The organism is Pseudomonas taetrolens, assembly GCF_900475285.1.
GTDB classification, from domain to species: domain Bacteria; phylum Pseudomonadota; class Gammaproteobacteria; order Pseudomonadales; family Pseudomonadaceae; genus Aquipseudomonas; species Aquipseudomonas taetrolens.
In genome coordinates this window covers 23,859-47,895 of sequence record NZ_LS483370.1, presented here as the reverse complement: position 1 = coordinate 47,895, position 24,037 = coordinate 23,859, and the positions used below count along the sequence as shown (strand labels likewise).

The following is a 24,037-nucleotide window of genomic DNA, read 5'->3' as shown; positions in this document are numbered from 1 at the left end:
AGCGTCGTTATATCCACATCTCGGGGAACTGGAACCACCCGCATGGCAGAGAAACGGGCGATGGCTTAACGCTGCGCTACATCAACTCACCGATGGAGGACGGAATCCGCGTCCGCCATCCTCACATACCGAGCTGACTATGACCCGACTTAAAACCGCTGCGCTCCTGCTCGGCCTGCTACTGCTCAGTGCCTGCAAACACGACCCGTTGTCTGCAGATAACGACCCGAAGCTGGACTCATGGAGCCTGGACATTGACGCACCCTTTTATATGCAAGGGATGATCGAATTCATTATCGTCGAGGACATCCATGGGCGTTATTTTAGACGTCCCGGAGGAGGGCCCGTCGGTGGGGGCGATCCAGGCCTTGATCGCGAGTACGCACGGGGGTGGGGCCCGGTTGGAGGAAACATTTACTCCATCAGCAGTATCGACTTGCCCAAACGGATATTCGTACGCTGGCAGTCCATTGTTGAGCAGAAAACCTACAAAGGCTGGGTCGACATTCCCGAGAGTGGCCGCAGCATCATGCGCGGCTCGACGGCACGCCGCTGCCCGGACTGGCCCGATTACCCTGCGAATCCCATGATTTCCGCCGTTCTAGGCGTTGCCCCGGGCGGCGTTATCCGAGTCTGGGCAAACGATAACTGCCTGAACGACAACCTGATCGCAGGTGCTCAAGCCGAAATTGAGCCGTTAGGACCTGATCAAGGCTTAAGTGAAGGGCGCTTCGCATACCCGATCACGGAACACTCCAAACGCTACATCGAACGTTATGGAATCCCCTATGGCAGTTGGTAACGTGAGAGGCACCTTGGGCCTGAAATTTACGGCCCTGATGCTGGGCCTGCTACTGCTCAGTGCCTGCGAACACGACCCGTTGTCTGCAGATAACGACCCGAAGCTGGACTCATGGAGCCTGGACATTGACGCACCCTTTTATATGCAAGGGATGATCGAACTCATTGTCGTCGAGGACATCCATGGGCGTTATTTCAGACGTCCCGGAGGGGGACCGTCGGTGGGGACGATCCAGGCCTTGATCGCGAGTACGCACGGGGGTGGGGCCCGGTTGGAGGAAACATTTACTCCATCAGCAGTATCGATTTGCCCAAACGGATATTCGTACGCTGGCAGTCCATTGTTGAGCAGAAAACCTACAAAGGCTGGGTCGACATTCCCGAGAGTGGCCGCAGCATCATGCGCGGCTCGACGGCACGCCGCTGTCCGGACTGGCCCGATTACCCTGCGAATCCCATGATTTCCGCCGTTCTAGGCGTTGCCCCGGGCGGGGTTATCCGAGTCTGGGCAAACGATAACTGCCTGAACGACAACCTGATCGCAGGTGCTCAAGCCGAGATTGAGCCGCTAGGGCCCTTCCAAGGGAAATCCAACGGCCGCTATCGCCTGCATAAAGAACACTCCAAACGCTACATCGAACGTTATGGAATCCCCTATGGCAGTTGGTAACGTGAGGGGCACCTTGGGCCTGAAATTTACGGCCCTGATGCTGGGCCTGCTACTGCTCAGTGCCTGCGAACACGACCCGTTGTCTGCGGATAACGACCCGAAGCTGGACTCATGGAGCCTGGACATTGAGGCGCCCTCTTATATGCAGGGGATGATCGAACTCATTGTCGTCGAGGACATCCATGGGCGTTTCTTCAGGCGACCTGGTGGAAGCTCAGTCGGCAGTGGCAATCCTGGCCTTGATCGCGAGTACGCACGAGGCTGGACAACCATCGGCGGAAACATTTACTCCATCAGCAGTATCGACTTGCCCAAACGGATATTCGTACGCTGGCAGTCCATTGTTGAACAAAAAACCTACAAAGGCTGGGTCGACATTCCCGAGAGTGGCCGCAGCATCATGCGCGGCTCGACAGCACGCCGCTGCCCGGACTGGCCCGACTATCCTGCGAATTCCATGGCTGCCGCGGTTATAGGTGTCGCCCCGGGTGGCGTGATTCGGGTCTGGGTTGACGATAACTGTCTGAACGACAACCTGGTCGCAGGTGCTCAAGCCGAGATTGAGCCGTTAGGGCCTGATCAAGGCTTAAGTGAAGGGCGCTTCGCATACCCGATCACGGAACACTCCAAACGCTACATCGAACGTTATGGAATCCCCTATGGCAGTTGGTAGATCCGGTTATCCCGCCATGAACTAACAGTGGCTGGCCCTGAGGCGCCAGCCACTGTTACGGGGGGGGTTATGGTTTTTTCAGCTTGGGGTTGGGGAAGAACTGCACCGCTTGCACTTTAGGATCAGGTGTTTTTTTCAGGGCGGAGGTGTTGACCCGTGTACCCAATTCCTTGGGTACGGACAGGCCTTGCTCGTTCAGCGTGTCGGCATAACCGCAGGCCACGCATTCGCGGTGCGGTACGTCGTTTTCATTCCACATCATCAGCTTGTCAGGCTCGCTGCACGCCGGGCAGACAGCCCCGGCGATGAAGCGTTTTTTGGTCACGTTCACAGGGGCATCACTCATGCTGCTGCGTCCTCGGTCAGGCCGCTGTGACGCAAGAGTGCGTCAATCGACGGCTCGCGTCCGCGGAAGTCGACGAACAGTTGCATCGGTGCCAGTGAACCACCCCGAGCCAGAATCGCCTGACGGAACGCCTTGCCGGTTTGCGGGTTGAATACGCCTTCTTCCTCAAAGCGCGAAAACGCATCGGCCGAGAGCACTTCAGCCCATTTATAGCTGTAGTAACCCGCCGCGTAGCCGCCTGCAAAGATATGCGCAAAGCTGTTAGGAAAGCGGTTATAAGCCGGTGGACGCATCACCGACACTTCGTCACGGATGCCGTCCAGCACCTGCGCAACGCTGCGACCATCACCGTGGGTGGCGTGCAGTTCGAAGTCGAACAACGAGAACTCCAGTTGGCGCACCATCATGAGGCCGGACTGAAAGTTCTTGGCGGCCAGCATCTTGTCCAGCAGGTCTTTGGGCAACGCCTCACCGGTTTCGTAATGGCTGGAAATCAACGCCAGGCCTTCAGGCTCCCAGCACCAGTTTTCCATGAATTGGCTCGGCAGTTCGACCGCATCCCAAGCCACGCCGTTAATACCCGACACGCCCGAGTGCTCGATCTCGGTCAGCATGTGGTGCAGACCGTGACCAAACTCGTGGAACAGGGTCGTGACTTCATCGTGAGTCAGCAACGCAGGCTTGCCTGCAACGGCCGGGGTGAAGTTGCACACCAGGTTGGCCACCGGGCTCTGCAGCGTACCGGCGGCAGTTCGGCGACGGTCGCGGGCGCCGTCCATCCAGGCACCGCCACGCTTGTTGGCTCGGGCGTAGAGATCAAAGAAGAAACGCCCGATATGCTGGCCGTTTTCCTTGATTTCAAACAGGCGGACATCCGGATGCCAGGTGTCGAAACCTTTGATTTCGGCAATTTCAATGCCGTACAGACGTTGCACAATGGCAAACAGGCCGCCCAGTACCGTGTCGATCGGGAAGTACGCGCGCAGGGCTTCTTGCGACACGCTATAGCGCTGCTCACGCAGTTTCTCGCCAAAGAACCCGCTGTCCCAGCTTTTCAGCTCAGGGCAGCCCTGTTCGGCGGCATAGGCCTGCAGTTGCTCAAGGTCACGTTCGGCAAACGGTTTGCTACGCTTGGCCAGGTCGCGCAGGAAGCTCAGCACCTGATCCGGTGTCTCGGCCATTTTGGTGGCCAGGCTCAGTTCGGCAAAGCTGCCGAAACCCAGAAGCCTGGCCAGCTCCTGACGCAGGTCGAGAATTTCTTCCATCACCGGGCCATTATCGAACTTGCCGGCATTCGGGCCTTGGTCCGACGCACGGGTGCAATACGCGGCGTACACCTCTTCGCGCAGGGCACGGTCCTCGGCGTAGGTCATTACCGGGAAGTAGCTTGGGAACTCAAGGCTGATCAACCAGCCGTCCAGACCTTTGGCCTGGGCCGCAGCTGCCATTTGAGCCTTGGCCGAGTCGGTCAGGCCTGCCAGCGCGGCTTCATCGGTAACGTGCTTGGTCCAGGCCTGGGTGGCGTCCAGCAACTGGTTGGAAAACTTGCTGCCCAGCTCCGAGAGTTTGCTCTGCACTTCGGCATAACGCTTTTGCTCGGCTTCAGGCAGGTCGATACCCGACAGACGGAAGTCACGCAGCGAGTGCTCCAGAATGGTTTTTTGCGCCTGGTCAAAACCCGCCACTTGCGGGCTGTGGGCCAGGGCTTCGAAGGCCTGGAACAGCTCACGGTTCTGGCCCATCTCGGTGGAGTAAGCGCTCAATGCAGGCAAGCAGGCCTCATAGGCTTCGCGCAGTTCGGCGCTGTTGCACACGGCGTTGAGGTGGCTGACAGGGCTCCAGGCCGCGCCCAGTCGGTCGTTCAGCTCATCCATCGCCAGCACCAGGCCGGCCCATGTCGGGTTCTGGCCTTGGTCTTTCAGAATTTTTTCGATGCCCGCGCGGTTGTCGGCGAGGATCTGTTCAATGGCCGGCTGTACGTGCTCAGGACGGATCGCCGAGAACGGCGGCAGGTCGTACGGCTGCAATAGAGGGTTGTTCTCGCTCACGTTTGGCACCTTGGCTTAAAGAAACATTGGGCCATCTTAATTACAATCGACGTTCGGCGCAGCACTCAGCCCCGCTATCACTGCTAAAGAAGGAAGCTATTTGTGTCCATCCGTCCGTTCCAGCAGCACACACCGACCTTGGGCGAACGCGCCTTTGTCGACCGTTCCGCGGTGGTGATCGGAGACGTCGAGATCGGCGCCGACAGTTCGATCTGGCCGCTGACCGTCATTCGTGGCGATATGCACCGTATCCGCATCGGTGCGCGCACCAGCGTGCAGGACGGCTGCGTGCTGCACATCACTCACGCCGGACCGTTCAACCCGGATGGGTTCCCGCTGCTGATCGGCGATGACGTGACCATCGCCCACAAAGTGATGTTGCATGGCTGCACCGTGGGCAACCGGATCTTGATCGGTATGGGCAGTATCGTGATGGATGGTGCCGTGATTGAAGACGACGTCATTGTCGGTGCAGGCAGCCTGGTGCCGCCGGGCAAACGTCTGGCCAGCGGCTTTCTGTATGTGGGTAGCCCGGTCAAACCCGTGCGCGAGCTGACTGAAAAAGAAAAAGCCTTCTTCACCTACAGCGCCGGCAACTACGTAAAACTGAAAGATCAGCATTTGGCCGAAGGCTATCACCAGCCGATTTGAGCCCTCTATTGATTACGGCTTAGGAGCCTTGCATGCACTATCAAAACGTACTGTTCGACCTTGACGGCACCCTGACAGATCCACGTGAAGGCATCACCCGTTCGATCCAGTTCAGCCTGAGCAAAATGGGGATCGACGAACCCGACCTGAGCCGGCTTGAGCACTTTATCGGCCCGCCCTTGCTGCAAGCTTTTATGGCCACATACGGTTTTGACGAGGCCCGCGCCTGGGAGGCCATGGGCTTTTACCGCGAACGCTTTGCCGTGACCGGGCTGTATGAAAACGAAGTGTTCGAAGGGGTCACGCCCTTGCTCGAAGAGCTGGTGGGGCAAGGCCGCCAACTGTTCATCGCCACTTCAAAACCGCAGATCTACGCCCGCGAAATTGCCCGTCATTTTGATTTTGCCAAACACTTCAAAGTGATTTACGGCAGCGAACTGGACGGCACACGCACCAACAAGGTCGAGCTGATCGCTCACTTGATGACCGAGCAAGGGCTGGAGCCGGCACACACCCTGATGATCGGCGACCGCAAGCACGACCTGATCGGCGCCCGCGACAACGGCATGGACGCCGCAGCCGTGGGTTACGGCTTCGGCAGCTTTGAAGAACTGAACTCATTTGCGCCGAAGTATCACTTTGAGACGCTGGCCGAGCTGCACCAGGCCTTCAAAGCGTAAAGCCCAATTCCTCGCAGGTGCTGACTTCGTCCCGCCTCAGCACCTGCGGAGGCTTCGCAAACCATCTTTTTAGTTATTAATAAATAGCTTCTTATTCCTTAGCGATTCTAAAAAGCGTCCCTATACTGACTCGGTAACGTACATACCGCAGGAGACGCACACCCATGGGCAACGAGTCGATTCGCTATCTGATAGTGCCGGGCTGGCAAGGTTCGTCCGACGATCATTGGCAGACCCACTGGCAGAACAGCCTGCCGAACAGCGCCCGGGTGGAGCAGGCCGACTGGTTGACCCCGCGTCACGAAGACTGGATTGCGGCCCTGGCCGAAGCGATTGCCGCTGACAGTACGCCCGTGATCCTGATTGCCCACAGCCTGGGCTGCATCACCGTTGCGCACTGGGCGCAACGCGCACCGCAGAGTCTGTTGAGCCAGGTACGCGGCGCTTTGCTGGTGGCACCGGCCGATGTCGAACGTCCTGCGTGTGCACCGGCCTTGCGCAATTTTGCACCGATCCCGGATCAGACCCTGCCGTTTCCGAGTCAGGTCGTCAGCTCCGACAATGACCCGGCCGTAAGCGCGCCACGGGCCATGGAGCTTGCGCTTCAGTGGGGCGCCGAAATCGGGATTATCAGTGGCGCCGGGCATATCAACGTCAAGTCCGGACACCATCGCTGGGAGCAGGGTTTCGCCTATTTGTATCGCCTGCAAACCCGTATTGAGCATAGCGCCCTGCGCCGCGCCTGAATTTTCTGTAACGCCCGCGCCCTCTCTTCGGCAGCGGGCGGGAGCCTGCCATGAGCTTGCATGAAACCTTTGGCCAGCCTTTGCTGACCTTTCCCGACGCTGAAAAAAGCCCTCTCAGTATTCGCGCCAAGGCGCTGGTGTTCGTCGACCCGCGCTCGCGACAACTGCGCAATGACCTGGAACTGCTGGCTCCCCGTGCCTTGCCGGTGCTGATTCGCGGCGAAACCGGCAGCGGCAAGGAGTTGCTCGCCCGGCATATTCACCGCGCCAGCGATCGCACCGGTCTTTTTGTATCCGTTAACTGCGGTGCCATTAGCCCCACGTATGCCGACGCCGAGTTATTCGGCTACGCACCCGGCGCGCATAACAGCTCACCGAGCAGCCGCGCCGGGTGGTTTGGTTCGGCCAATGGCGGGACGCTGTACCTGGATGAAATCGGTGATTTACCGCTGGCGATTCAGGCCAAATTGCTGACGGCGCTGGAAACCCATGAAGTCACCCGCGTTGGTGCCCCTCATCCAAGCCCGGTGGATGTGCGCCTGGTGGCCGCCACCAGTATTGATCTGGCGCAAGCGGTACAGGCCGGAAAATTCAACGAACGCCTGTATCACTACCTCAGTGAAGGGCGACTGGATTTACCCGCCTTGCGCGAACGCGTGGGGGATATTCTGTCGCTGGCCGAATACTTTTTGGGGATCTACAGCCAGCGCCTGAATCTGCCCGTGCCGTTTATCAGCGAAAGCGCGCAACGGATGCTGGAGCGCCACAGCTGGCCGGGTAATACCCGCGAACTGGAGAACGTCATCCATTTTGCTTTGCTGGTGAGCACGGGTGACGAGATATTGCCCGAGCATTTGAACCTGCCGGATACCCTGGGACACATTGAGCTGTTTATTAAAGGTGCAACGCCTCAGGAGCTGGCCGCACTCAAGCAACTGCTCTGACCCGGTCGCCGCTGCCGCCAGTTGCAACGGAGTGCGCAACATGGCCGATGCAAGTGAACAAAATGGCATAAGAAGCTGAATAAATATTATTGTTCGGGAATAAAGAATCCCGGTATTGTTTCGTGCGTCTTCCAATAAAACCGTCATTGAACGGGCACACTCCAATAAGGGCATGGCATGAAAAAGGTTCTGTTGTTTACCGCACTGGCGGCTGCTTTGACGGCAGGCCTGGCACACGCTGGCGAAAAACTGGTGGTCGCCGCCACCCCGGTTCCCCATGCCGAAATCCTTGAACTGATCAAACCCGCCCTCGCTAAAGAAGGCGTGGATCTGGAAATCAAGGTATTCACCGATTACGTGCAGCCGAACGTGCAGGTCGATCAGAAGCGTCTGGACGCCAACTACTTCCAGACCCTGCCGTACCTCACCAGCTTCAACGAAGGCAAAGGCACCGACCTGGTCACCGTGATCGGTGTTCACGTTGAACCGTTCGGTGGTTACTCGAAGAAGATCAAAAACCTTTCCGAACTCAAAGACGGCGCGACCGTGGCGATTCCTAACGAAGGCAGCAACAGCGGCCGTGCGTTGATCCTGCTGCAAAAAGCCGGGCTGATCGAGCTCAAAGACCCTAAAAACGCGCTGGCCACTCCTAAAGACATCGCCAAGAACCCACACAACCTGAAATTCAAAGAGCTTGAGTCGGCGATGCTGGCACGGGTGCTGGATCAGGTCGACCTGGACATGATCAACACCAATTACGCACTGGAAGCGGGCCTCAACCCGGCCAAAGACGCACTGCTCATCGAAGGTGCAGATTCGCCGTACGTGAACTTCCTGGTAGCCCGTCCGGATAACAAGGACAGTGTTGCCATACAGAAACTGGCCAAGGCGCTGACCAGTCCTGAAGTCAAAGCCTTCATTGCCGAAAAATACAAAGGTGCGGTGCTGCCTGCGTTCTGACCGAACTCCGCGCCACACAAAACGCCGACAGCTTTTAAAGTGTCGGCGTTTTTTATTGCCGACTCACGGAGCCCCACCGCCTTGTGCAGAAGGCTGCGGCGACAGGAAGCCGAGCAACACTTAAAATTCCCACACTCAATGAGCCCTGTTCTACGCTATGTGTCGTATCGTCACGCTAATCAGCATCACGCAAAGGAGCTTGCATGGCTGGTCCACGAAACAAGGGGGTTTGGGGCTTAAGCCTGTGTCTCTTCCTGACCGCTTGCGGCAAAGAGGGCCCTAAAGAGCCTTTGTCCCCACGGGTGTATGTCCAGCAGGTCAGCTCACGCGAGTTTGCTCAGCCTATTCAACTCAGTGGCGATATACAGGCACGGGTCGAAACGCAGCTGTCATTCCGGGTCGGTGGCAAGGTTATTGAGCGCAAGGTCGATGTCGGGGATCACGTCCAGGCCTATCAAGTGCTGGCACGCCTCGATCCCAAAGACCTGAAAATCCAGGTCGAGACCGCGCAGGCCAGCGTCAATGCGCAACAAGCCCAAGTGGTGCAAACCCGAGCGGCCTTTGTCCGCCAGCAAAAGCTGCTGCCCAAGGGCTATACCAGCCGAAGTGAATACGACGCCGCCAACGCCGCCCAACTCAGCGCGCAAAGTGCTTTAGCCGCAGCCCAGGCGCAGTTGGCCAACGCCCGCGAACAATTGAGTTACAGCAACCTTGTGGCCGAGGCTCCGGGCGTGATCACAGCCCGCCAGGCTGAAGTCGGGCAAGTGGTGCAGGCTACCATGCCGATTTTCACATTGGCCCGTGATGGTGCGCGGGATGCAGTATTTAACGTGTATGAATCGCTGTTCATCGAGCCGCCCAAAGACCCCACCGTCGAGATCACGCTACTCAGCGACCCGACAATCAAGGTCAAGGGCCAGATCCGCGAAATCACGCCCACCGTCGCGGCGCAAAGCGGCACGCTGCAAATCAAGGTGCAGCTCGACACACTCCCCAAAGGCATGGAGTTGGGCGCGGTGGTCAGCGTTATTCTGAATTCGGTGCCGACTCGCAGCATGGAGCTGCCATGGTCGGCGCTGACCAAGGAGGTTAGCGAACCGGCCGTGTGGGTGGTCGACGAACACAACAACGTACGCTTGCAGCGGGTCAGGGTCGGGCGTTACCTGACCGGCAGCGTCATCATCAGTGAGGGGCTCAAGGACGGAGACAAGGTGGTGATCGCAGGCGGGCAACTGTTAAACCCCGGCATGCATGTCGAAATCGCGCCCCTGCCAGCCGAGGGAACACAGCTATGAGCCGGATCTGGATCATGCCACTGGCGGCCGCGCTGTTGATCGGCTGCTCCGAAGAGAAAATCCCTGAGCCCGCTCGCCCGGCATTGTATGTCGTGGCACAACCCGAACTGGCGCAAAACCTAGGGCGCTTTGCCGGCACGATTGAAGCCCGGTATGAAAGCACATTGGGTTTTCGTGTACCGGGACGGATTGTGCGCCGCTATTACGACGTGGGCGCCGTGGTGAAACAGGGCGATATTCTGGCCAGTCTCGACCCCACCGATCAGCAAAACAACCTGCGTGCCGCCCGGGGTGACCTGGCCAAAGTGCAGGCACAACTGATTAACGCCAAGGCCAATGCCCGACGCCAGCAGGAGCTGTTCGACCGGGGCGTGGGCGCTCAGGCCCAGCTCGACATTGCCCAAACCGACCTGAAAACCACCCAGGCCTCAATGCAACAAGCCGTGGCGGCGGTCAATCAGGCTCAGGACCAACTCAGCTACTGCACCCTGCGTGCTGACCATGATGCGGTCATCACCGATTGGCAGGCTGAAGCCGGCCAGGTGGTGAGTGTCGGGGAAGAGGTGGTCACACTGGCCCGCCCCGACATCAAGGAAGCCGTCATCGATTTGCCGGGGCCGCTGGCCGACGCATTGCCCACGGGGATCGAGTTCCGGGTTGCCGGCCAGCTCGACCCGAACGTCAATACCGCAGCGCATGTGCGCGAAATCGCGCCCCAGGCCGACAGCGCCACCCGCACTCATCGCACCCGCCTGACACTGAGCCAGACACCCGCAGCATTCCGGCTCGGCAGCTCCGTCAGCGTGACGGTCAGCAGCCCGATAGCCGAGCATTTCAAAATTCCGCTGAGCGCGCTGCAAGAAACCGACAACCACAGCCAGGTGTGGGTCATCGACCCGACTACCCATGCCGTTAATCCCCGTGACGTGACAGTACTGCGGCGCGATGCACACAACGTGTTGCTCTCGGGTGGCGTAAAAAGCGGTGACAAAATTGTAAGCGCCGGCGTTCACAGCCTAAACCCCGGACAGACAGTCAGACTTGATAAGGAAAGCTCACAATGAATGGGAAATTCAACCTGTCCGAGTGGGCCCTGAAACATCAGTCGTTCGTCTGGTATTTGATGTTTATGGCGGTGGTCGCCGGAATTTTTTCGTACATAAATCTAGGACGCGAAGAGGACCCGTCCTTTGCCATTAAAACCATGGTGATCCAGACCCGATGGCCTGGCGCAACCGTCGATGAAACACTGCTGCAGGTCACCGACCGGATTGAGAAGAAGCTGGAAGAGCTCGACTCACTCGACTACGTGCAAAGCTACACCCGACCCGGTGAGTCCACGGTGTTTGTGTTCCTGAAGGACACCACCAACGCCAAGGCCATTCCGGAAATCTGGTACCAGGTTCGCAAGAAAATCGACGATATTCGCGGCGACTTCCCCCAAGGCATCCAAGGCCCGGGCTTCGACGATGAATTCGGGGATGTGTACGGCACCATCTATGCCTTTACCGGTGACGGCTTCAGCATGCGTCAACTGCGCGATTACGTGGAGCAGGTGCGCACCGGCATTCGCGACATTCCCAACCGCGGCAAAATGCTGACCATTGGCGAGCAGGACGAAACCTTCTACCTGAGCTTTTCGACTCGCAAACTGGCGGCATTGGGCCTCGACCAACAGCATGTGCTGCAAAGCCTGCAAGCACAAAATGCGGTTACCCCGGCCGGGGTCATTGAAGCCGGGCCCGAGCGTATGTCTGTGCGCACGTCGGGGCAGTTCGAAAACGTTGCAGACCTGGAAGCCGTCAACCTGCGGGTCAACGATCGCTTCTACCGGCTGGCCGACATTGCCGACATCACGCGCGGCTACGTCGATCCGGCCGCGCCGATGTTCCACTACAACGGCAAGCCGGCGGTCGGCCTGGCAATTGCGATGATCCCCGGCGGCAATATCCAGGAATTCGGCAAGCAACTGAGCCAACGCATCGCAGAACTGACTGCCGAACTGCCGGTCGGGGTCGGGGTACACATGGTCTCTGACCAGGCGCAGGTGGTTGAGGTCGCCGTAGGCGGTTTCACCAGCGCGTTGTTTGAAGCGGTGATCATCGTGTTGGCCGTGAGCTTTATCAGCCTCGGCTTACGCGCCGGCCTGGTGGTGGCCATCTCGATTCCCTTGGTGCTCGCACTGGTCTTCGTCTTTATGGAGTTCACCGGCATCGCCATGCAGCGGGTGTCGCTGGGCGCGCTGATCATTGCGCTCGGCCTGCTGGTGGACGACGCGATGATCACGGTGGAGATCATGATTACGCGCCTCGAACTGGGAGAAACCAAAGAACAGGCGGCAACGTTTGCCTATCACTCGACGGCTTTCCCGATGCTCACCGGGACCCTGGTCACGGTGGCGGGCTTCGTACCCATTGGGCTCAACAACAGCTCAGCGGGCGAGTACACCTTCACCCTGTTTGCCGTGATTGCCGTAGCGATGCTGGTGTCATGGGTGGTGGCGGTGCTGTTTGCGCCCGTTCTGGGGGTGCATATCCTCAGCGCCAAAGTGAAGCCCAAGCCTGAAAAACCAGGCCGCCTGGCGCAGACATTCGACTCGGCGCTGCTGTGGTGCATGCGTCATCGATGGCTAACCATCGGCGGCACGGTGTTGATGTTTGTGCTGTCGATTTTCGGCATGGGCCTGGTGCAAAACCAGTTCTTCCCGTCATCAGACCGCCCCGAAATCCTGGTTGATTTGAACCTGCCGCAAAACGCCTCCATTGCCGAAACTCTGAAAGTCACGCAGCGCTTTGAAGCAACGCTCAAGGACGACCCGGACATCGTGCGCTGGAGCACCTACGTGGGCGAGGGCGCGATCCGTTTCTACCTGCCGCTCGACCAGCAACTACAGAACCCGTTCTACTCGCAGCTGGTGATCGTCAGCACCGGCCTTGAAGCCCGTGGCCCCCTGATGGAACGCCTGGAAAAACGCCTGCGCGAAGACTTCGTCGGGGTCGGTGGCTTCGTCCATACGCTAGAACTGGGCCCACCAGTGGGCCGACCGCTGCAATACCGCGTCAGTGGCAAAAACATTGATGAAGTGCGTAAACACGCATTGAACCTGGCCACTGTGCTCGACGCCAACCCCAACGTCGGCGAAACCATCTTCAACTGGAACGAACCGGGCAAGGTACTGCGCATCGATATCGCCCAGGACAAAGCCCGCCAGTTCGGCCTGTCGTCTGAAGACGTGGCACAGGTGATGAACAGCATCGTCAGCGGTGCTGCCATCAGCCAGGTTAAAGATGATATCTACCTGATCAACATCGTAGGCCGCGCCATCGGCAGCGAACGCGGCACACCCGAAACCTTGCTCAACCTGCAAATCACCACCCCGAGCGGTACCTCGATTCCGCTGCTGGCCTTTGCTTCAGTGCGCTACGCCCTGGAACAACCGTTGATCTGGAGCCGCGACCGCATCCCGACGGTCACCCTCAAGGCTTCGGTACGTGGCGACATGCAACCGGTCAATCTGGTGGATGAACTCAAACCGGCCATCGATAAATTCGCCGCGAACCTGCCTCAGGGCTACACCGTGAAAACCGGCGGCACGGTCGAGGAGAGCGCCAAAGCCCAAGGCCCGATTGCTCAGGTAGTGCCGTTGATGCTGTTTTTGATGGCCACGTTCCTGATGATCCAGCTGCAAAGCGTCCAGAAGATGTTCCTGGTGGCGAGCGTCGCACCGCTGGGCCTGATCGGCGTGGTGCTGGCGCTGGTTCCGACAGGAACGCCCATGGGCTTTGTCGCGATATTGGGGATTCTGGCGCTGGTGGGGATCATCATTCGCAACTCGGTGATCCTGGTGACGCAGATCGACCAGTATGAACGTGACGGTTACGACCCGTGGCATGCGGTGGTGCAAGCCACCGAGCATCGTCGCCGGCCGATCCTGCTGACCGCTGCGGCGGCCAGCCTGGGGATGATCCCGATTGCACGTGAAGTGTTCTGGGGCCCCATGGCCTACGCCATGATTGGCGGCATCATCTCCGCGACCTTGCTCACGCTCCTGTTCCTGCCCGCGCTGTATGTGGCCTGGTACAAGATCAAAGAGAACAAGGACAGCTCGAGCACCCTGCAGGGCAAACCGGCTTGAAGACAGTGCCAGCCGCCTGGGGTTGCTTCCATCGCGAACAAGCTCGCTCCTGCAGAGGGTCTGTGGCGTTCACAGACCTGTAGGAGCGAGCTTGCTCGCGATGGCCTTTCCACGGTGACTCAGGCCAACCGCGCTGCCTGAATCAACGCACCAAGTGCAAGAACTGCATGTGGCGTTCGTACTGGTCGAGGATGTCGTTGATGATCTGCTCTTTGGTGTAGCCAGTCAGGTCATAGTCCTGACTGCCTTCCGCCAAATGCACCTCGGCACGGTAGTAACGGCGATTACGCAGTTGCTCTTTTTTGCCGAAACCACCACGGGCGAAGGAGGGCGTGAAGTAACCCCGCATCTGCACCTGGTAGATGAACGGATGCTCTTCGCCGTGGCCGATTTCAAGGCTCACGTTGTCATTGGCCGGGTCCGGCTGGGTGACGACGTTAAGGCCCTTTTCGACAAACACGGCGCTCACTTCTTCAATCGCCGGGCGCACGGTGGTGTCCATAAAGCGGTACACCTCGTCACGCGACGGGAAATGCACGGCCTGGCTCAAGCGCTGGCGCCAACCGCCACGACGCGAGTGCGAAACCGGTGCCAGAGAGTGCATCTGCGCAATCTGCTTCTGCGACTCGAGGTAGAACGCCTTGTGCAGCCCCCACATCATCAGCAACAGAATCAGCGAGAACGGCAAGGAGGTCAGAACCACCGCCGATTTGAGCGCATCGATGCTGCCCGAGAACAGCAGGGCACTGGTGACCAGCGCGGTCATCGCCCCCCAGAACACACGCAACCATTTAGGCCCGTCTTCATCGGCGTTGTTACCTCGCGCCGAGAGGGTGGACAGCACCACGGTGCCGGAGTCGGCCGAGGTCACGAAGAACACAAAACTGATGAACACCGTCACGGCGATCACAGTTTTGCTCCACGGGTAGGTTTCGAGCAGCAGGTACAGCGTGCGCGACGGATCGTCGATGGCCGACTGGCCAAGAGCAACCATGCCGTGATTGAGCACCTGATCGATGGCACTGTTGCCGAAGATCGACATCCACGCCAGGGTGAAACCCAGCGGAATCAGCAACACGCCAAACACGAACTCACGGATGGTCCGGCCACGGGAGATACGCGCAATAAACAGGCCTACGAACGGCGACCATGCGATCCACCAGGCCCAATAAAACACCGTCCAGCCGCCCAGCCAGTCGCTTGGCTTGTCGTAGGCGTAGACATCAAAACTCTTGGTGGGCAGTGCGCCCAGATAATCGCCGATGTTCTGCACCAGGGTATTGAGCAAATGCTGGGTAGGGCCGGCAAACAACACGAACAGCAGCAGCGCACAGGCCAGCAGCATGTTGATATCGGACATCACGCGCACGCCTTTATCGACGCCCGCGATGGCCACCAGGATCGCGGCACCCATCATCAAGGTAATCAATCCCACCTGCACCCACTGGGTATGTGGCAGGCCGAACAGATAGTCGAGCCCGGAGTTAAGGTGCAGCACCCCAAAACCCATGTCAGCGCCCAGGCCAAACACGGTGGCGATGATGCCGAAGCCATCCACCGCATAGCCGATGGGACCGTTGATGCGCTTGCCGATCAGCGGGTAGAGCGCTGAACGCAATGCCAGCGGCAGATTATGGCGATAGGCAAAATACGCCAGCGCCATACCGACAAAGGCAAACACCCCCCAACCATGCAAACCCCAGTGCAAGAACAGCAACTGCATGCCCTGGCGCGCAGCCTCGGACGTACCGGCCGGGCCTTGAGGCGGGGCGAGCATGTGGGTCAAGGGTTCGGAAACACAGAAGAAAAATAGCGTGATGCTGATCCCGGCGGCGAAAAGCATGCCCGCCCAGGACAGGTAACTGAACTCAGGTTCGTCGTGGTCGGCACCGAGCTTGATCTTGCCGTAGCCGGACAAGGCGGTGACGACCACGAAGATCAGATACAGGGTCATCGCTAGCATGTAGTACCAGCCGACCGTATTGGCTGCCCAGTTCTGCGCAGCTAACAGCCATTCACCAGCGGCCTGTGGCAGGGTGATTACGACCAGGCCAAACGCCAGAATAAAGGCGGCGGCAAAGTAGAAAACGGGCGGGTTCATACGGATCTGAGACGTCTGCGACGTCATGGGTACACTCATTGGATGTGCACCTTATAGAGAAAAAACATGAGCAAAAAGAGCGGGTTCGGCAAAGGTAAGCCTCCTGTTGTGAGCGGGCAGCGGACCACTGGTTTAACTTGAACAAGCATTCAAGTTAAACATGAATGACCCTTCAGCACTAATCGCCACCCTCAGCTTCACGTGTCATACGTTAGCTCATGACCAGCTATGACACATGGCCATGATCAACGTTCAGCCGTTATAGCTTGGGGCTGTCAGCGATGTGCTGGCGTCTGGCTTTCAAGGGCATTCAGGGAGGTGAAAAAAATTATCCACAGGCTAAAAATCCCCGAAAAGCCAAGCCAAATCGTGGGCATTACGCGATCCCGGCTCACCCACCGGTTGTTTCAGGCTCATGCCAACCAGGTGTGCCGTTGTTCAAAAAACAGACACATTCAACGGCCGTATCGCGCCCATCCAGATCGCATGCTCTGTGTGGTCCAGCAGGTCATTGCCGGTCTCGGGGTGCAGAAACACCACCAGTCCTTGGCGATGGAGCGCCAACCACGGCACGAGCCTGCCAAACAGTTCGGGGCCAAAGGCCAGTTGGCAACTCCAGTCCGGGTGCGGGCCAACAGGACGCTCATGAACGCGTCCCATCTTGACGCCAAACAGTTGCGCCGCCTCTTCGCACAAGGCCCGGGCCTGATCAATCGTCGTCGCGTCGAAATAGACGTGGGCGTGGTAGCCCTTGATACGCTGCATGAAAGGTCCTCGAGAAAAAGGGTATCAGGCCCCGCTCACGCCGCCGTTGCCGAGGACAGCGGCTTAAGCTCCTGCATGGGCATTTTGCTCCGCCAGCATCCAGTCGACAAATACCTGGGCGAGTTGATTGCGGCGTTTGCGAGGGGGCTGAATAACGTAGTAACCGAACGCAGAAACCGCCGACTCAGTGAACGGGCGGCACAACACGCCTTGATCCAGCAAGTTATCCACAAGGTGCTTCCAGCCAATGGCCATGCCTTGGCCCGCAATGGCGGCTTGGATGAGCAAAGTGTAGTTGTCGAAGCGCAGCGGGCCGGGCGCAGGCGGCGGGCCCAGTTTCAGTGCATCGAACAGCCGATACCAGTCAAACCACTGACGGGCGTGTTCGCCGCGCAATTGCAGCAGCGGAAAATCGCCCAACGCCCGGGCTGATAACGGCAGCGCCTGGCCAGCCAGCAGATGCGGGCTGCACACGGGAAAGACTTCTTCATTGAACAGCCATTGGGCATCGCCCTGAATGAATCGCCCCTGACCAAACAACACCGCCACATCACTGTCGCCGTGCAAGGTGTCATGGCTGCGTTCGCGAGTGACCAGGCTGACATCAATCTGCGGGTAGGCCGCATGGAATCGCGCCAGACGTGGCATCAACCAATAGGCCGCAAAGGCAAAGTCGGTGGCGACCTGCAGCACCTCACGGGCCGGTTGCTCGATCAGCGCTTGCAGGCCGGTATTGATTTGCTGCAAGCCCGATTGAACGTGTAAAAACAGGCCCAGGCCAGCTTCCGTCAGGGCAATGCCGCGATAAATACGATCAAACAGGCGAATGCCCAAGTGCGATTCCAGCCGCTTGAGTTGCTGGCTGATCGCCGGCTGTGTCGTGCCCAGCTCGAGAGCCGCGGCCGTGAAACTGCGATGGCGCGCCGCCGCTTCAAAGGTGCGCAGCAGGTCGAGGGACACGTCACCCAGGGCTTCATACATTAGCTGTGCTTATCCTAGTCATTGCGGTACATGGGTTTTACCACGCCAGAGGTGAGCGCCATGCTGAACATCAGCACTTTCGCATAAATTTTCACTCTGAAAGGCCACCGCTCATGTCGCGCAAAAACATTCTATTCATCATGGCCGACCAAATGGCCGCTCCGCTGCTGCCGATCTACGGACCGTCCCCGATCAAACTGCCGCACCTCAGTCGTTTAGCCGACCGGAGCGTGGTATTTGAGGCCGCCTATTGCAACAGCCCTCTGTGTGCGCCCTCGCGCTTTACCCTGATGAGCGGCCAGCTCCCGAGCAAAATCGGCGCCTATGACAACGCGGCTGATTTTCCGGGTGATGTGCCCACCTATGCCCATTACTTGCGGCGCTTGGGGTATCGCACGGCGCTGGCGGGCAAAATGCACTTTTGCGGGCCAGACCAACTGCATGGTTTCGAAGAGCGCCTGACCAGTGACATTTACCCTGCGGATTACGGCTGGTCGGTCAATTGGGATGAACCGGATGCCCGGCCCAGCTGGTATCACAACATGGCCTCCGTGCTGCAAGCCGGGCCGTGTGTGCGCACCAACCAACTGGATTTCGATGAAGAGGTGGTGTTCAAGGCCCAACAATATTTGTTCGATCATATTCGCCAGGACAGCGATCAACCGTTTTGCCTGACCGTCTCAATGACGCACCCTCACGACCCGTACACCATCCCCAAACCGTTCTGGGACATGTACGACGAAGACGACATTCCTCTGCCCGACACGCCACCACAGGCCAGCCTCGATCCACACTCACAGCGCCTGCTCCATGTGTACGACCTGTGGGACAAACCGCTGCCTGTGGATAAAATCCGCGATGCACGCCGGGCCTATTTCGGCGCCTGCAGCTACATTGACCAGAATGTCGGCAAACTTCTGCAAACCCTTGAAGACACCGGGTTGGCCAACGATACGGTGATCGTATTTTCCGGTGATCACGGCGACATGCTTGGTGAACGTGGGCTTTGGTACAAAATGCACTGGTTCGACATGGCTGCGCGAGTGCCCTTGCTGGTGTATGCACCGGATCAGTTTGGCCCTGCACGTGTGGGGGAGGCCGTTTCGACCGCCGACCTGCTGCCGACGTTTGTGGAACTGGCGGGCGGTACGCTGGAAGCTGGTCTTGCGCTGGATGGCCGTTCGCTGGTGCCGCACTTGCGCGGCGAAGGCGGGCACGACGAGGTGTTTGGCGAATACATGGCTGAAGGCACCCTCAGCCCGCTGATGATGATCCGCCGCGGCGCCTATAAATTCATCTACAGCGAAGACGACCCGTGCCTGCTGTTTGACCTGCACAATGACCCGCACGAACGCGAAGAACTCAGCCAGTCGCCAGACCATCAGCCTTTGGTTGCAGCATTTCTGGCCGAGGCACGGAGCAAATGGGATATTGCACAGATTCACCAACAGGTCCTCGCCAGTCAGCGACGCCGGCGGCTGGTGGCTCAAGCACTGGCTATCGGCAAACTGACCAGTTGGGATCATCAACCCTGGGTCGACGCCAGCCAGCAATACATGCGCAACCACATCGACCTCGATGATCTGGAACGCAAGGCCCGTTATCCACAGCCTGCTTCAGCCTTGCACCCTGAGACCTAAAACGACACTCTGCCCACACACCGATACCTGATGAGGGATACATGGCTCGGCCCAAAAGCCAACGCTGGCTGCCTTTTTTAACCTGGCTGCCCAAACAGACGCGTTTCAGCATCAGTCGCGATGCGCTGGTGGGCCTCAGTGGCGCCGTACTGGCACTGCCACAGTCCATCGCGTATGCGCTGATCGCCGGGCTACCCCCTGAGTACGGGTTATACGCGGCGATTGTGCCCGTCATCATCGCGTGCCTGTGGGGTTCGTCATGGCATTTGATTTGCGGCCCGACGGCGGCGATTTCTATCGTGCTGTATGCCAGTGTCAGCCCACTGGCGGTGCCCGGCAGCCAGGATTATATCGGCCTGATTTTGCTCCTGACGTTTCTGGCCGGGGTGTTTCAGTGGCTACTGGGGATGCTGAAATTTGGCGCGCTGGCCAATTTTGTTTCGCACTCGGTGGTGCTCGGCTTCACCTTGGGCGCGGCGGTGGTCATTGCCTTGGGGCAACTGCCCAATGTGCTGGGGATCAATGTACCCAGCCAGGCCACAGCACTCGATAGTCTGCTGAGCTTATCGGCGCATGTACGTGAATGGGATGGCGCCTCGCTGGGGTTGGGGCTCGCCACATTGCTGCTGGGGGTTGCACTCAAACGCTGGCGGCCACGCTGGCCGACCCTGTTGATCACGCTGGTGCTCGCCAGCCTGATCGTATGGCTGTTGCCTCAGGTATTCGGGCATGTACATCGGGTGCAATCGTTTGTCGGCCGTTTGCCACCGTTCAGCCCGCTGAAACTGGATGTTGAAACCGTCCTGCGGTTGCTGCCCAGCGCCGTGGCGGTGGGCATGCTGGGGCTGGTCACCAGTTTGTCGATTGCCCGCTCGTTAGCCGCACGCTCGCAACAGATGCTCGATGCCAATCAGGAGGTACGCGCACAGGGTTTGTCCAACGTGGTGGGCGCCCTGTTCTCGGGCTACCTGTCTTCCGGCTCGTTCACCCGCTCCGGGCTGAGCTACGAAGGGGGCGCGCGTTCACCGCTGGCCGGCGTGTTTTCAGCACTCTGGGTGGCATTATTTGCGGTCACCGGAGCCACCCTGATCGCGCATATTCCAATCCCGGCGATGGCCGCCAGTATTCTGCTGATCAGTTGGGGACTGGTGGACAGCCGGGCGATTGCCGGGTTGTGGCGGGTCAGCCGTCCCGAGTTTGTGGTGATGGCGCTGACCTGTGTTGCGACCTTGCTGCTGGAACTGCAGACGGCGATTTATGCCGGGGTACTGGCCTCGCTGTTTTTCTATCTGAAACGCACGTCACGACCGCGCATTCAGCAGTGGCACGAAGGTGACGAGGAAATCCTGCGGGTGGGCGGTTCGATTTTTTTCGGCGCCAGCCATTACTTGCAGGTGCGCTTGCAGCGTAGTCAGGGCTCGCTGGTGGTCATCGACGCGCAGCACATCAACTTCATCGATTATTCGGGGGTTGAAATGCTGCATCAGGAAGCGCGACGACTGCGAGGATTGGGCCGCAGTCTGACACTGCGCCGGGCCAGGCCGCAGGTCATTGAAGAGTTGAGGAAACTCGAGGGCCCCGATAAGTGCCCGATACAGTTCGAGACTTGATGACCCACCTTGCAGGAGCGAGCGTGCTCGCTCCTGCAGAAGTTATTGGGCTAACAACCTGCGCAACTCGACCAGCGCCGGCCCGGTGTCCGGGCGCACGCCACGCCACAGATAAAACGCTTCGGCGGCCTGTTCGGCCAGCATCCCCAACCCATCCATGACCTGACCCGCACCCTGTGCCGCAGCCCACGCGCAAAAAGGCGTCTGGTCTTTGCCATACATCATGTCGTAACACAGGGTTTTGCCCGGTTCGATCAAACTGCCGGCAATCGGCGGCACTTCGCCTGCGAGGCTGGCCGAGGTGGCATTGATGATCAAATCCACCGGCTCATGCAGCCAGTCAAATCCGCTGGCCGCTACTGGCCCCAGGTCACAGAACAGCTCAGCCAGTACTTCGGCCTTCTCAACCGTGCGGTTGGCGATGGTCACAGAAGCAGGGCCCTCGGCCAATAATGGCTCCAGAGCGCCGCGCACTGCACCGCCCGCACCCAGGACCAGAATGCGTTTGCCCTTGAGGCTAAAACCCGCATTCACGGTCAGATCACGAACCAGGCCGGCACCGTCGGTGTTATCCCCCAGCAAGCGGCCATCGGCCTGCTTGCTCAGTGTGTTGACCGCGCCCGCCCGCTGGGCCCGGTCGGTCAGTTGGCTGGCCAGGCGATACGCCTCCTCCTTGAAAGGAACCGTCACATTGGCGCCTCGTCCTTGCTGGAAAAAAGCAGCGGCACAGCCGGCAAAATCCTCCAGCGGCGCGAGCAGGGTGTCGTACTGCATGACCTGACCGGTTTGCTCGGCAAACAGGCGGTGCAATACCGGGGATTTGCTGTGGGCAATCGGGTTACCAAAAACGACGTAACGGTCCATCAGGCAGGCTCCTCGGGCGATATCAGGCGTTGGCTAACCAGTCGCGGTCTTGCAGGAAATAGTCGGTGAGGCGCGCTTCTTCGCTACCCGGCTCGGCCTTCCAGTCATAACCCCAGCGAACCTGCGGCGGCAACGACATCAAGATCGACTCGGTACGTCCCCCCGATTGCAGGCCAAACAAGGTGCCACGGTCGTAGACCAGGTTGAACTCCACGTAGCGCCCACGGCGGAACTCTTGGAATTCACGCTGCAGGGCTGTGTATTCCGTGGCTTTGCGGCGCTGAACAATCGGCAGGTAAGCGTCGATATAGGCGTCGCCAATGGCACGAATAAAGGCGAAGCAGGTGTCGAAATCCCACTCGTTCAGGTCATCAAAGAACAAACCGCCGATACCACGGGGCTCGTTGCGGTGCTTGATGTGGAAATACGTGTCGCACCAGGCCTTGTAGCGCGGATACACATCGGCGCCAAACGGTGCACATGCCTGCTCGGCCACTCGATGCCAATGCACGCAGTCCTCTTCAACGGCGTAGTACGGCGTGAGGTCAAAGCCACCGCCAAACCACCAGACAGGTTCTTCACCTTCTTTTTCTGCGATGAAAAAACGTACGTTGGCGTGGGACGTCGGTACATGCGGGTTGTGCGGGTGGATCACCAGCGACACACCCAGGGCTTCAAAGCCCCGGCCCGCCAGTTCAGGGCGGTGGGCACTGGCGGATGGAGGCAAACCGCTGCCAAATACGTGAGAAAAGTTAACCCCACCCTTTTCAATCACCTTGCCGTTTTCGATCACCCGGGTACGGCCACCGCCGCCCGCCGGGCGTTCCCACGCATCTTCAACAAAATGCGTGCCGCCATCTTCGATTTGCAGAGCGTTGCAAATGCGATCTTGAAGGTCGAGCAGGTAGGCTTTTACGGCCTCGGTGCGGGTAGTCATGACATCACCTTAATCGGGCAAAGCGACGCGGCACTTCGTTCAGAGCGGGGCCGGCGGCAAAGGGCCGCTAGCATAACACCGCACCCCACCTCATCGCAGTTGACGAAGGTCACGCTTCAGCGTTGGATAGAGCCTTCGTGAAATGAGCGAGGACAGTGCAGATGGCTAAACGTATCCAGTTTCGGGCCCATGGCGGCCCTGAAGTGCTTGAGTATGTCGACTTCCAACCGGCCGAGCCGGGCCCGCAGCAGGTGCAGGTGCGCAATCAGGCCATTGGTCTGAATTTCATCGATACCTATTTCCGTGGTGGCCTGTACCCGCTGCCTGAGTTGCCATCGGGCCTGGGTAATGAAGGGGCGGGCATCGTTGAGGCGGTGGGCAGTGAAGTGAACACCTTCAAAGTCGGTGACCGCGTTGCCTATGGCACAGGCCCACTCGGGGCTTACAGCGATGTGCATGTCCTGCCTGCCGCGAATCTGGTGAAGCTGCCCGACGATATTTCGTTCGAGCAAGCCGCCGCCGTAATGCTCAAGGGGCTGACGGTACAGTACTTGCTGCGTCAGACCTATGAACTCAAAGGGGGCGAAACCATCCTGTTTCACGCCGCCGCAGGAGGCGTTGGCTCACTGGCCTGCCAATGGGCCAAAGCCCTGGGCGTCAAGTTGATCGGCACGGTCAGCTCCGCAGAAAAAGCAGCACACGCCAAAGCGCTGGGCGCGTGGGCGACCATCGATTACAGCCATGAAGATGTGGCCCAACGAGTGCTGGAGCTGACCGATGGCAAGAAATGCCCGGTGGTCTACGACGGTGTTGGCAAAGACACGTGGCTTACCTCCCTCGACTGCGTGGCACCCCGCGGGCTGATGGTCAGCTTTGGCAATGCTTCAGGTGCAGTTACCGGAGTGAACCTGGGGATTTTGTCGCAGAAGGGCTCGCTGTACGTCACCCGCCCGACGCTGGCGAGCTACGCCAATAACGCTGAGAACCTGCAAGCGATGGCCGACGAGTTATTCGCGATGATCCGTAGCGGCAAGGTCAAGGTTGATATCAGCCAGCGCTTTTCGCTGAGCGAAGCGGCCAAGGCACAGACCGAATTGTCGGCACGCCGCACCACAGGGTCGACGATTTTGCTGCCTTGATTGAAATTCGTAGCAGCTGCCGGAGGCTGCGTCCAACGGCGAAGCCGTCGT

Annotated in this window: 21 protein-coding genes; 14 read left to right on the top strand and 7 right to left on the bottom strand. The window is 59.0% G+C overall.

What is annotated here, in order from left to right:
- Positions 1 to 139: 139 nt before the first annotated feature.
- The 3 genes from DQN55_RS00205 (at position 140) to DQN55_RS00195 (ending at position 2,144) form a co-directional block, all read left to right on the top strand.
- Positions 140 to 802 (top strand): DUF2931 family protein, encoded by a 663-nt coding sequence (locus DQN55_RS00205; protein WP_048381457.1) that lies wholly within the window; start codon positions 140 to 142, stop codon positions 800 to 802.
- A gap of 306 nt (positions 803 to 1,108) precedes the next feature.
- Positions 1,109 to 1,471 carry a DUF2931 family protein gene (locus DQN55_RS22605; protein ID WP_408634582.1) on the top strand — a complete coding sequence of 121 codons (363 nt, stop codon included), beginning with the start codon at positions 1,109 to 1,111 and terminating at the stop codon, positions 1,469 to 1,471.
- A 19-nt stretch (positions 1,472 to 1,490) separates the two neighbouring features.
- Entirely contained in the window at positions 1,491 to 2,144 is a 654-nt protein-coding gene (locus tag DQN55_RS00195) for a DUF2931 family protein (protein WP_408634606.1), read from the top strand.
- 67 nt (positions 2,145 to 2,211) lie between these two features.
- Here DQN55_RS00195 and DQN55_RS00190 read toward each other — a convergent pair whose 3' ends face one another.
- Positions 2,212 to 2,490 carry a YheV family putative zinc ribbon protein gene (locus DQN55_RS00190; RefSeq protein WP_048381458.1) on the bottom strand — a complete coding sequence of 93 codons (279 nt, stop codon included), beginning with the start codon at positions 2,488 to 2,490 and terminating at the stop codon, positions 2,212 to 2,214.
- Complete coding sequence (gene prlC, locus DQN55_RS00185) at positions 2,487 to 4,538, bottom strand: oligopeptidase A (protein WP_048381460.1); 2,052 nt, start codon at positions 4,536 to 4,538, stop codon at positions 2,487 to 2,489. Before prlC ends, DQN55_RS00190 begins: the two co-directional genes overlap by 4 nt.
- A gap of 102 nt (positions 4,539 to 4,640) precedes the next feature.
- On the opposite strand from prlC, the gene DQN55_RS00180 reads away from it, so the two are divergent.
- From DQN55_RS00180 to DQN55_RS00145, 8 genes are all read left to right on the top strand, one after another.
- Complete coding sequence (locus tag DQN55_RS00180) at positions 4,641 to 5,189, top strand: gamma carbonic anhydrase family protein (RefSeq protein ID WP_048381462.1); 549 nt, start codon at positions 4,641 to 4,643, stop codon at positions 5,187 to 5,189.
- 32 nt (positions 5,190 to 5,221) lie between these two features.
- A complete protein-coding gene (locus DQN55_RS00175) occupies positions 5,222 to 5,869 on the top strand; it encodes an HAD family hydrolase (protein WP_048381464.1) in 648 nt (215 codons plus the stop codon).
- 164 nt (positions 5,870 to 6,033) lie between these two features.
- Positions 6,034 to 6,615: an alpha/beta hydrolase gene (locus tag DQN55_RS00170; protein WP_048381465.1), complete on the top strand. Its 582-nt coding sequence runs from the start codon at positions 6,034 to 6,036 to the stop codon at positions 6,613 to 6,615.
- A gap of 50 nt (positions 6,616 to 6,665) precedes the next feature.
- Positions 6,666 to 7,559, top strand: a complete 894-nt coding sequence (locus DQN55_RS00165) for a sigma 54-interacting transcriptional regulator (RefSeq protein ID WP_048381466.1) — start codon at positions 6,666 to 6,668, stop codon at positions 7,557 to 7,559.
- 177 nt (positions 7,560 to 7,736) lie between these two features.
- Positions 7,737 to 8,519, top strand: a complete 783-nt coding sequence (locus DQN55_RS00160) for a MetQ/NlpA family ABC transporter substrate-binding protein (RefSeq protein WP_048381468.1) — start codon at positions 7,737 to 7,739, stop codon at positions 8,517 to 8,519.
- Between the two features lie 203 nt (positions 8,520 to 8,722).
- Positions 8,723 to 9,814 (top strand): efflux RND transporter periplasmic adaptor subunit, encoded by a 1,092-nt coding sequence (locus tag DQN55_RS00155; RefSeq protein WP_048381470.1) that lies wholly within the window; start codon positions 8,723 to 8,725, stop codon positions 9,812 to 9,814.
- A complete protein-coding gene (locus DQN55_RS00150; RefSeq protein ID WP_048381471.1) occupies positions 9,811 to 10,878 on the top strand; it encodes an efflux RND transporter periplasmic adaptor subunit in 1,068 nt (355 codons plus the stop codon). The genes DQN55_RS00155 and DQN55_RS00150 overlap by 4 nt, the downstream gene beginning before the upstream one ends.
- Positions 10,875 to 13,949 (top strand): efflux RND transporter permease subunit, encoded by a 3,075-nt coding sequence (locus tag DQN55_RS00145; protein WP_048381473.1) that lies wholly within the window; start codon positions 10,875 to 10,877, stop codon positions 13,947 to 13,949. The genes DQN55_RS00150 and DQN55_RS00145 overlap by 4 nt, the downstream gene beginning before the upstream one ends.
- 142 nt (positions 13,950 to 14,091) lie before the next feature.
- Here DQN55_RS00145 and betT read toward each other — a convergent pair whose 3' ends face one another.
- The 3 genes from betT to DQN55_RS00130 form a co-directional block, all read right to left on the bottom strand.
- The gene (gene betT / locus DQN55_RS00140; RefSeq protein ID WP_231995703.1) at positions 14,092 to 16,050 is read right to left on the bottom strand and encodes a choline transporter BetT; all 1,959 of its coding nucleotides are present in this window, start codon (positions 16,048 to 16,050) and stop codon (positions 14,092 to 14,094) included.
- Between the two features lie 438 nt (positions 16,051 to 16,488).
- Positions 16,489 to 16,815 (bottom strand): DOPA 4,5-dioxygenase family protein, encoded by a 327-nt coding sequence (locus DQN55_RS00135; protein ID WP_048381476.1) that lies wholly within the window; start codon positions 16,813 to 16,815, stop codon positions 16,489 to 16,491.
- 63 nt (positions 16,816 to 16,878) lie between these two features.
- Positions 16,879 to 17,796, bottom strand: coding sequence for a choline sulfate utilization transcriptional regulator (locus DQN55_RS00130; protein WP_048381478.1), 918 nt, complete (start codon positions 17,794 to 17,796; stop codon positions 16,879 to 16,881).
- Positions 17,797 to 17,909: 113 nt separating this feature from the next.
- Here DQN55_RS00130 and betC point away from each other — a divergent pair, with 113 nt between their 5' ends.
- Together betC and DQN55_RS00120 are read left to right on the top strand one after the other, a co-directional pair.
- Positions 17,910 to 19,436, top strand: coding sequence for a choline-sulfatase (gene betC, locus DQN55_RS00125; protein WP_048381479.1), 1,527 nt, complete (start codon positions 17,910 to 17,912; stop codon positions 19,434 to 19,436).
- Positions 19,437 to 19,477: 41 nt separating this feature from the next.
- Complete coding sequence (locus tag DQN55_RS00120) at positions 19,478 to 21,046, top strand: SulP family inorganic anion transporter (protein WP_048381481.1); 1,569 nt, start codon at positions 19,478 to 19,480, stop codon at positions 21,044 to 21,046.
- A gap of 42 nt (positions 21,047 to 21,088) precedes the next feature.
- Here the strand turns inward: DQN55_RS00120 and aroE are convergent, their stop codons facing one another.
- On the bottom strand, positions 21,089 to 21,910 hold the full coding sequence (gene aroE, locus DQN55_RS00115; protein WP_048381483.1) for a shikimate dehydrogenase: 822 nt from the start codon (positions 21,908 to 21,910) through the stop codon (positions 21,089 to 21,091).
- A gap of 22 nt (positions 21,911 to 21,932) precedes the next feature.
- Positions 21,933 to 22,847, bottom strand: coding sequence for an oxygen-dependent coproporphyrinogen oxidase (hemF, locus tag DQN55_RS00110; RefSeq protein ID WP_048381485.1), 915 nt, complete (start codon positions 22,845 to 22,847; stop codon positions 21,933 to 21,935).
- 161 nt (positions 22,848 to 23,008) lie between these two features.
- Here hemF and DQN55_RS00105 point away from each other — a divergent pair, with 161 nt between their 5' ends.
- Positions 23,009 to 23,986 carry an NADPH:quinone reductase gene (locus tag DQN55_RS00105; RefSeq protein WP_048381492.1) on the top strand — a complete coding sequence of 326 codons (978 nt, stop codon included), beginning with the start codon at positions 23,009 to 23,011 and terminating at the stop codon, positions 23,984 to 23,986.
- The last annotated feature ends 51 nt before the right edge of the window (positions 23,987 to 24,037 follow it).

Coding starts and splice junctions, on each gene's coding strand:
- DQN55_RS00105 (WP_048381492.1), top strand. CDS start 23,009: ATGGCTAAACGTATCCAGTTTCGGGCCCATGGCGGCCCTGAAGTGCTT.
- DQN55_RS00130 (WP_048381478.1), bottom strand. CDS start 17,796: ATGTATGAAGCCCTGGGTGACGTGTCCCTCGACCTGCTGCGCACCTTT.
- betT (WP_231995703.1), bottom strand. CDS start 16,050: ATGAACCCGCCCGTTTTCTACTTTGCCGCCGCCTTTATTCTGGCGTTT.
- DQN55_RS00175 (WP_048381464.1), top strand. CDS start 5,222: ATGCACTATCAAAACGTACTGTTCGACCTTGACGGCACCCTGACAGAT.
- hemF (WP_048381485.1), bottom strand. CDS start 22,847: ATGACTACCCGCACCGAGGCCGTAAAAGCCTACCTGCTCGACCTTCAA.
- DQN55_RS00145 (WP_048381473.1), top strand. CDS start 10,875: ATGAATGGGAAATTCAACCTGTCCGAGTGGGCCCTGAAACATCAGTCG.
- DQN55_RS00160 (WP_048381468.1), top strand. CDS start 7,737: ATGAAAAAGGTTCTGTTGTTTACCGCACTGGCGGCTGCTTTGACGGCA.
- DQN55_RS00170 (WP_048381465.1), top strand. CDS start 6,034: ATGGGCAACGAGTCGATTCGCTATCTGATAGTGCCGGGCTGGCAAGGT.
- DQN55_RS00205 (WP_048381457.1), top strand. CDS start 140: ATGACCCGACTTAAAACCGCTGCGCTCCTGCTCGGCCTGCTACTGCTC.
- aroE (WP_048381483.1), bottom strand. CDS start 21,910: ATGGACCGTTACGTCGTTTTTGGTAACCCGATTGCCCACAGCAAATCC.
- DQN55_RS00120 (WP_048381481.1), top strand. CDS start 19,478: ATGGCTCGGCCCAAAAGCCAACGCTGGCTGCCTTTTTTAACCTGGCTG.
- DQN55_RS00165 (WP_048381466.1), top strand. CDS start 6,666: ATGAGCTTGCATGAAACCTTTGGCCAGCCTTTGCTGACCTTTCCCGAC.
- DQN55_RS00150 (WP_048381471.1), top strand. CDS start 9,811: ATGAGCCGGATCTGGATCATGCCACTGGCGGCCGCGCTGTTGATCGGC.
- DQN55_RS00135 (WP_048381476.1), bottom strand. CDS start 16,815: ATGCAGCGTATCAAGGGCTACCACGCCCACGTCTATTTCGACGCGACG.
- betC (WP_048381479.1), top strand. CDS start 17,910: ATGTCGCGCAAAAACATTCTATTCATCATGGCCGACCAAATGGCCGCT.
- DQN55_RS00190 (WP_048381458.1), bottom strand. CDS start 2,490: ATGAGTGATGCCCCTGTGAACGTGACCAAAAAACGCTTCATCGCCGGG.
- DQN55_RS00155 (WP_048381470.1), top strand. CDS start 8,723: ATGGCTGGTCCACGAAACAAGGGGGTTTGGGGCTTAAGCCTGTGTCTC.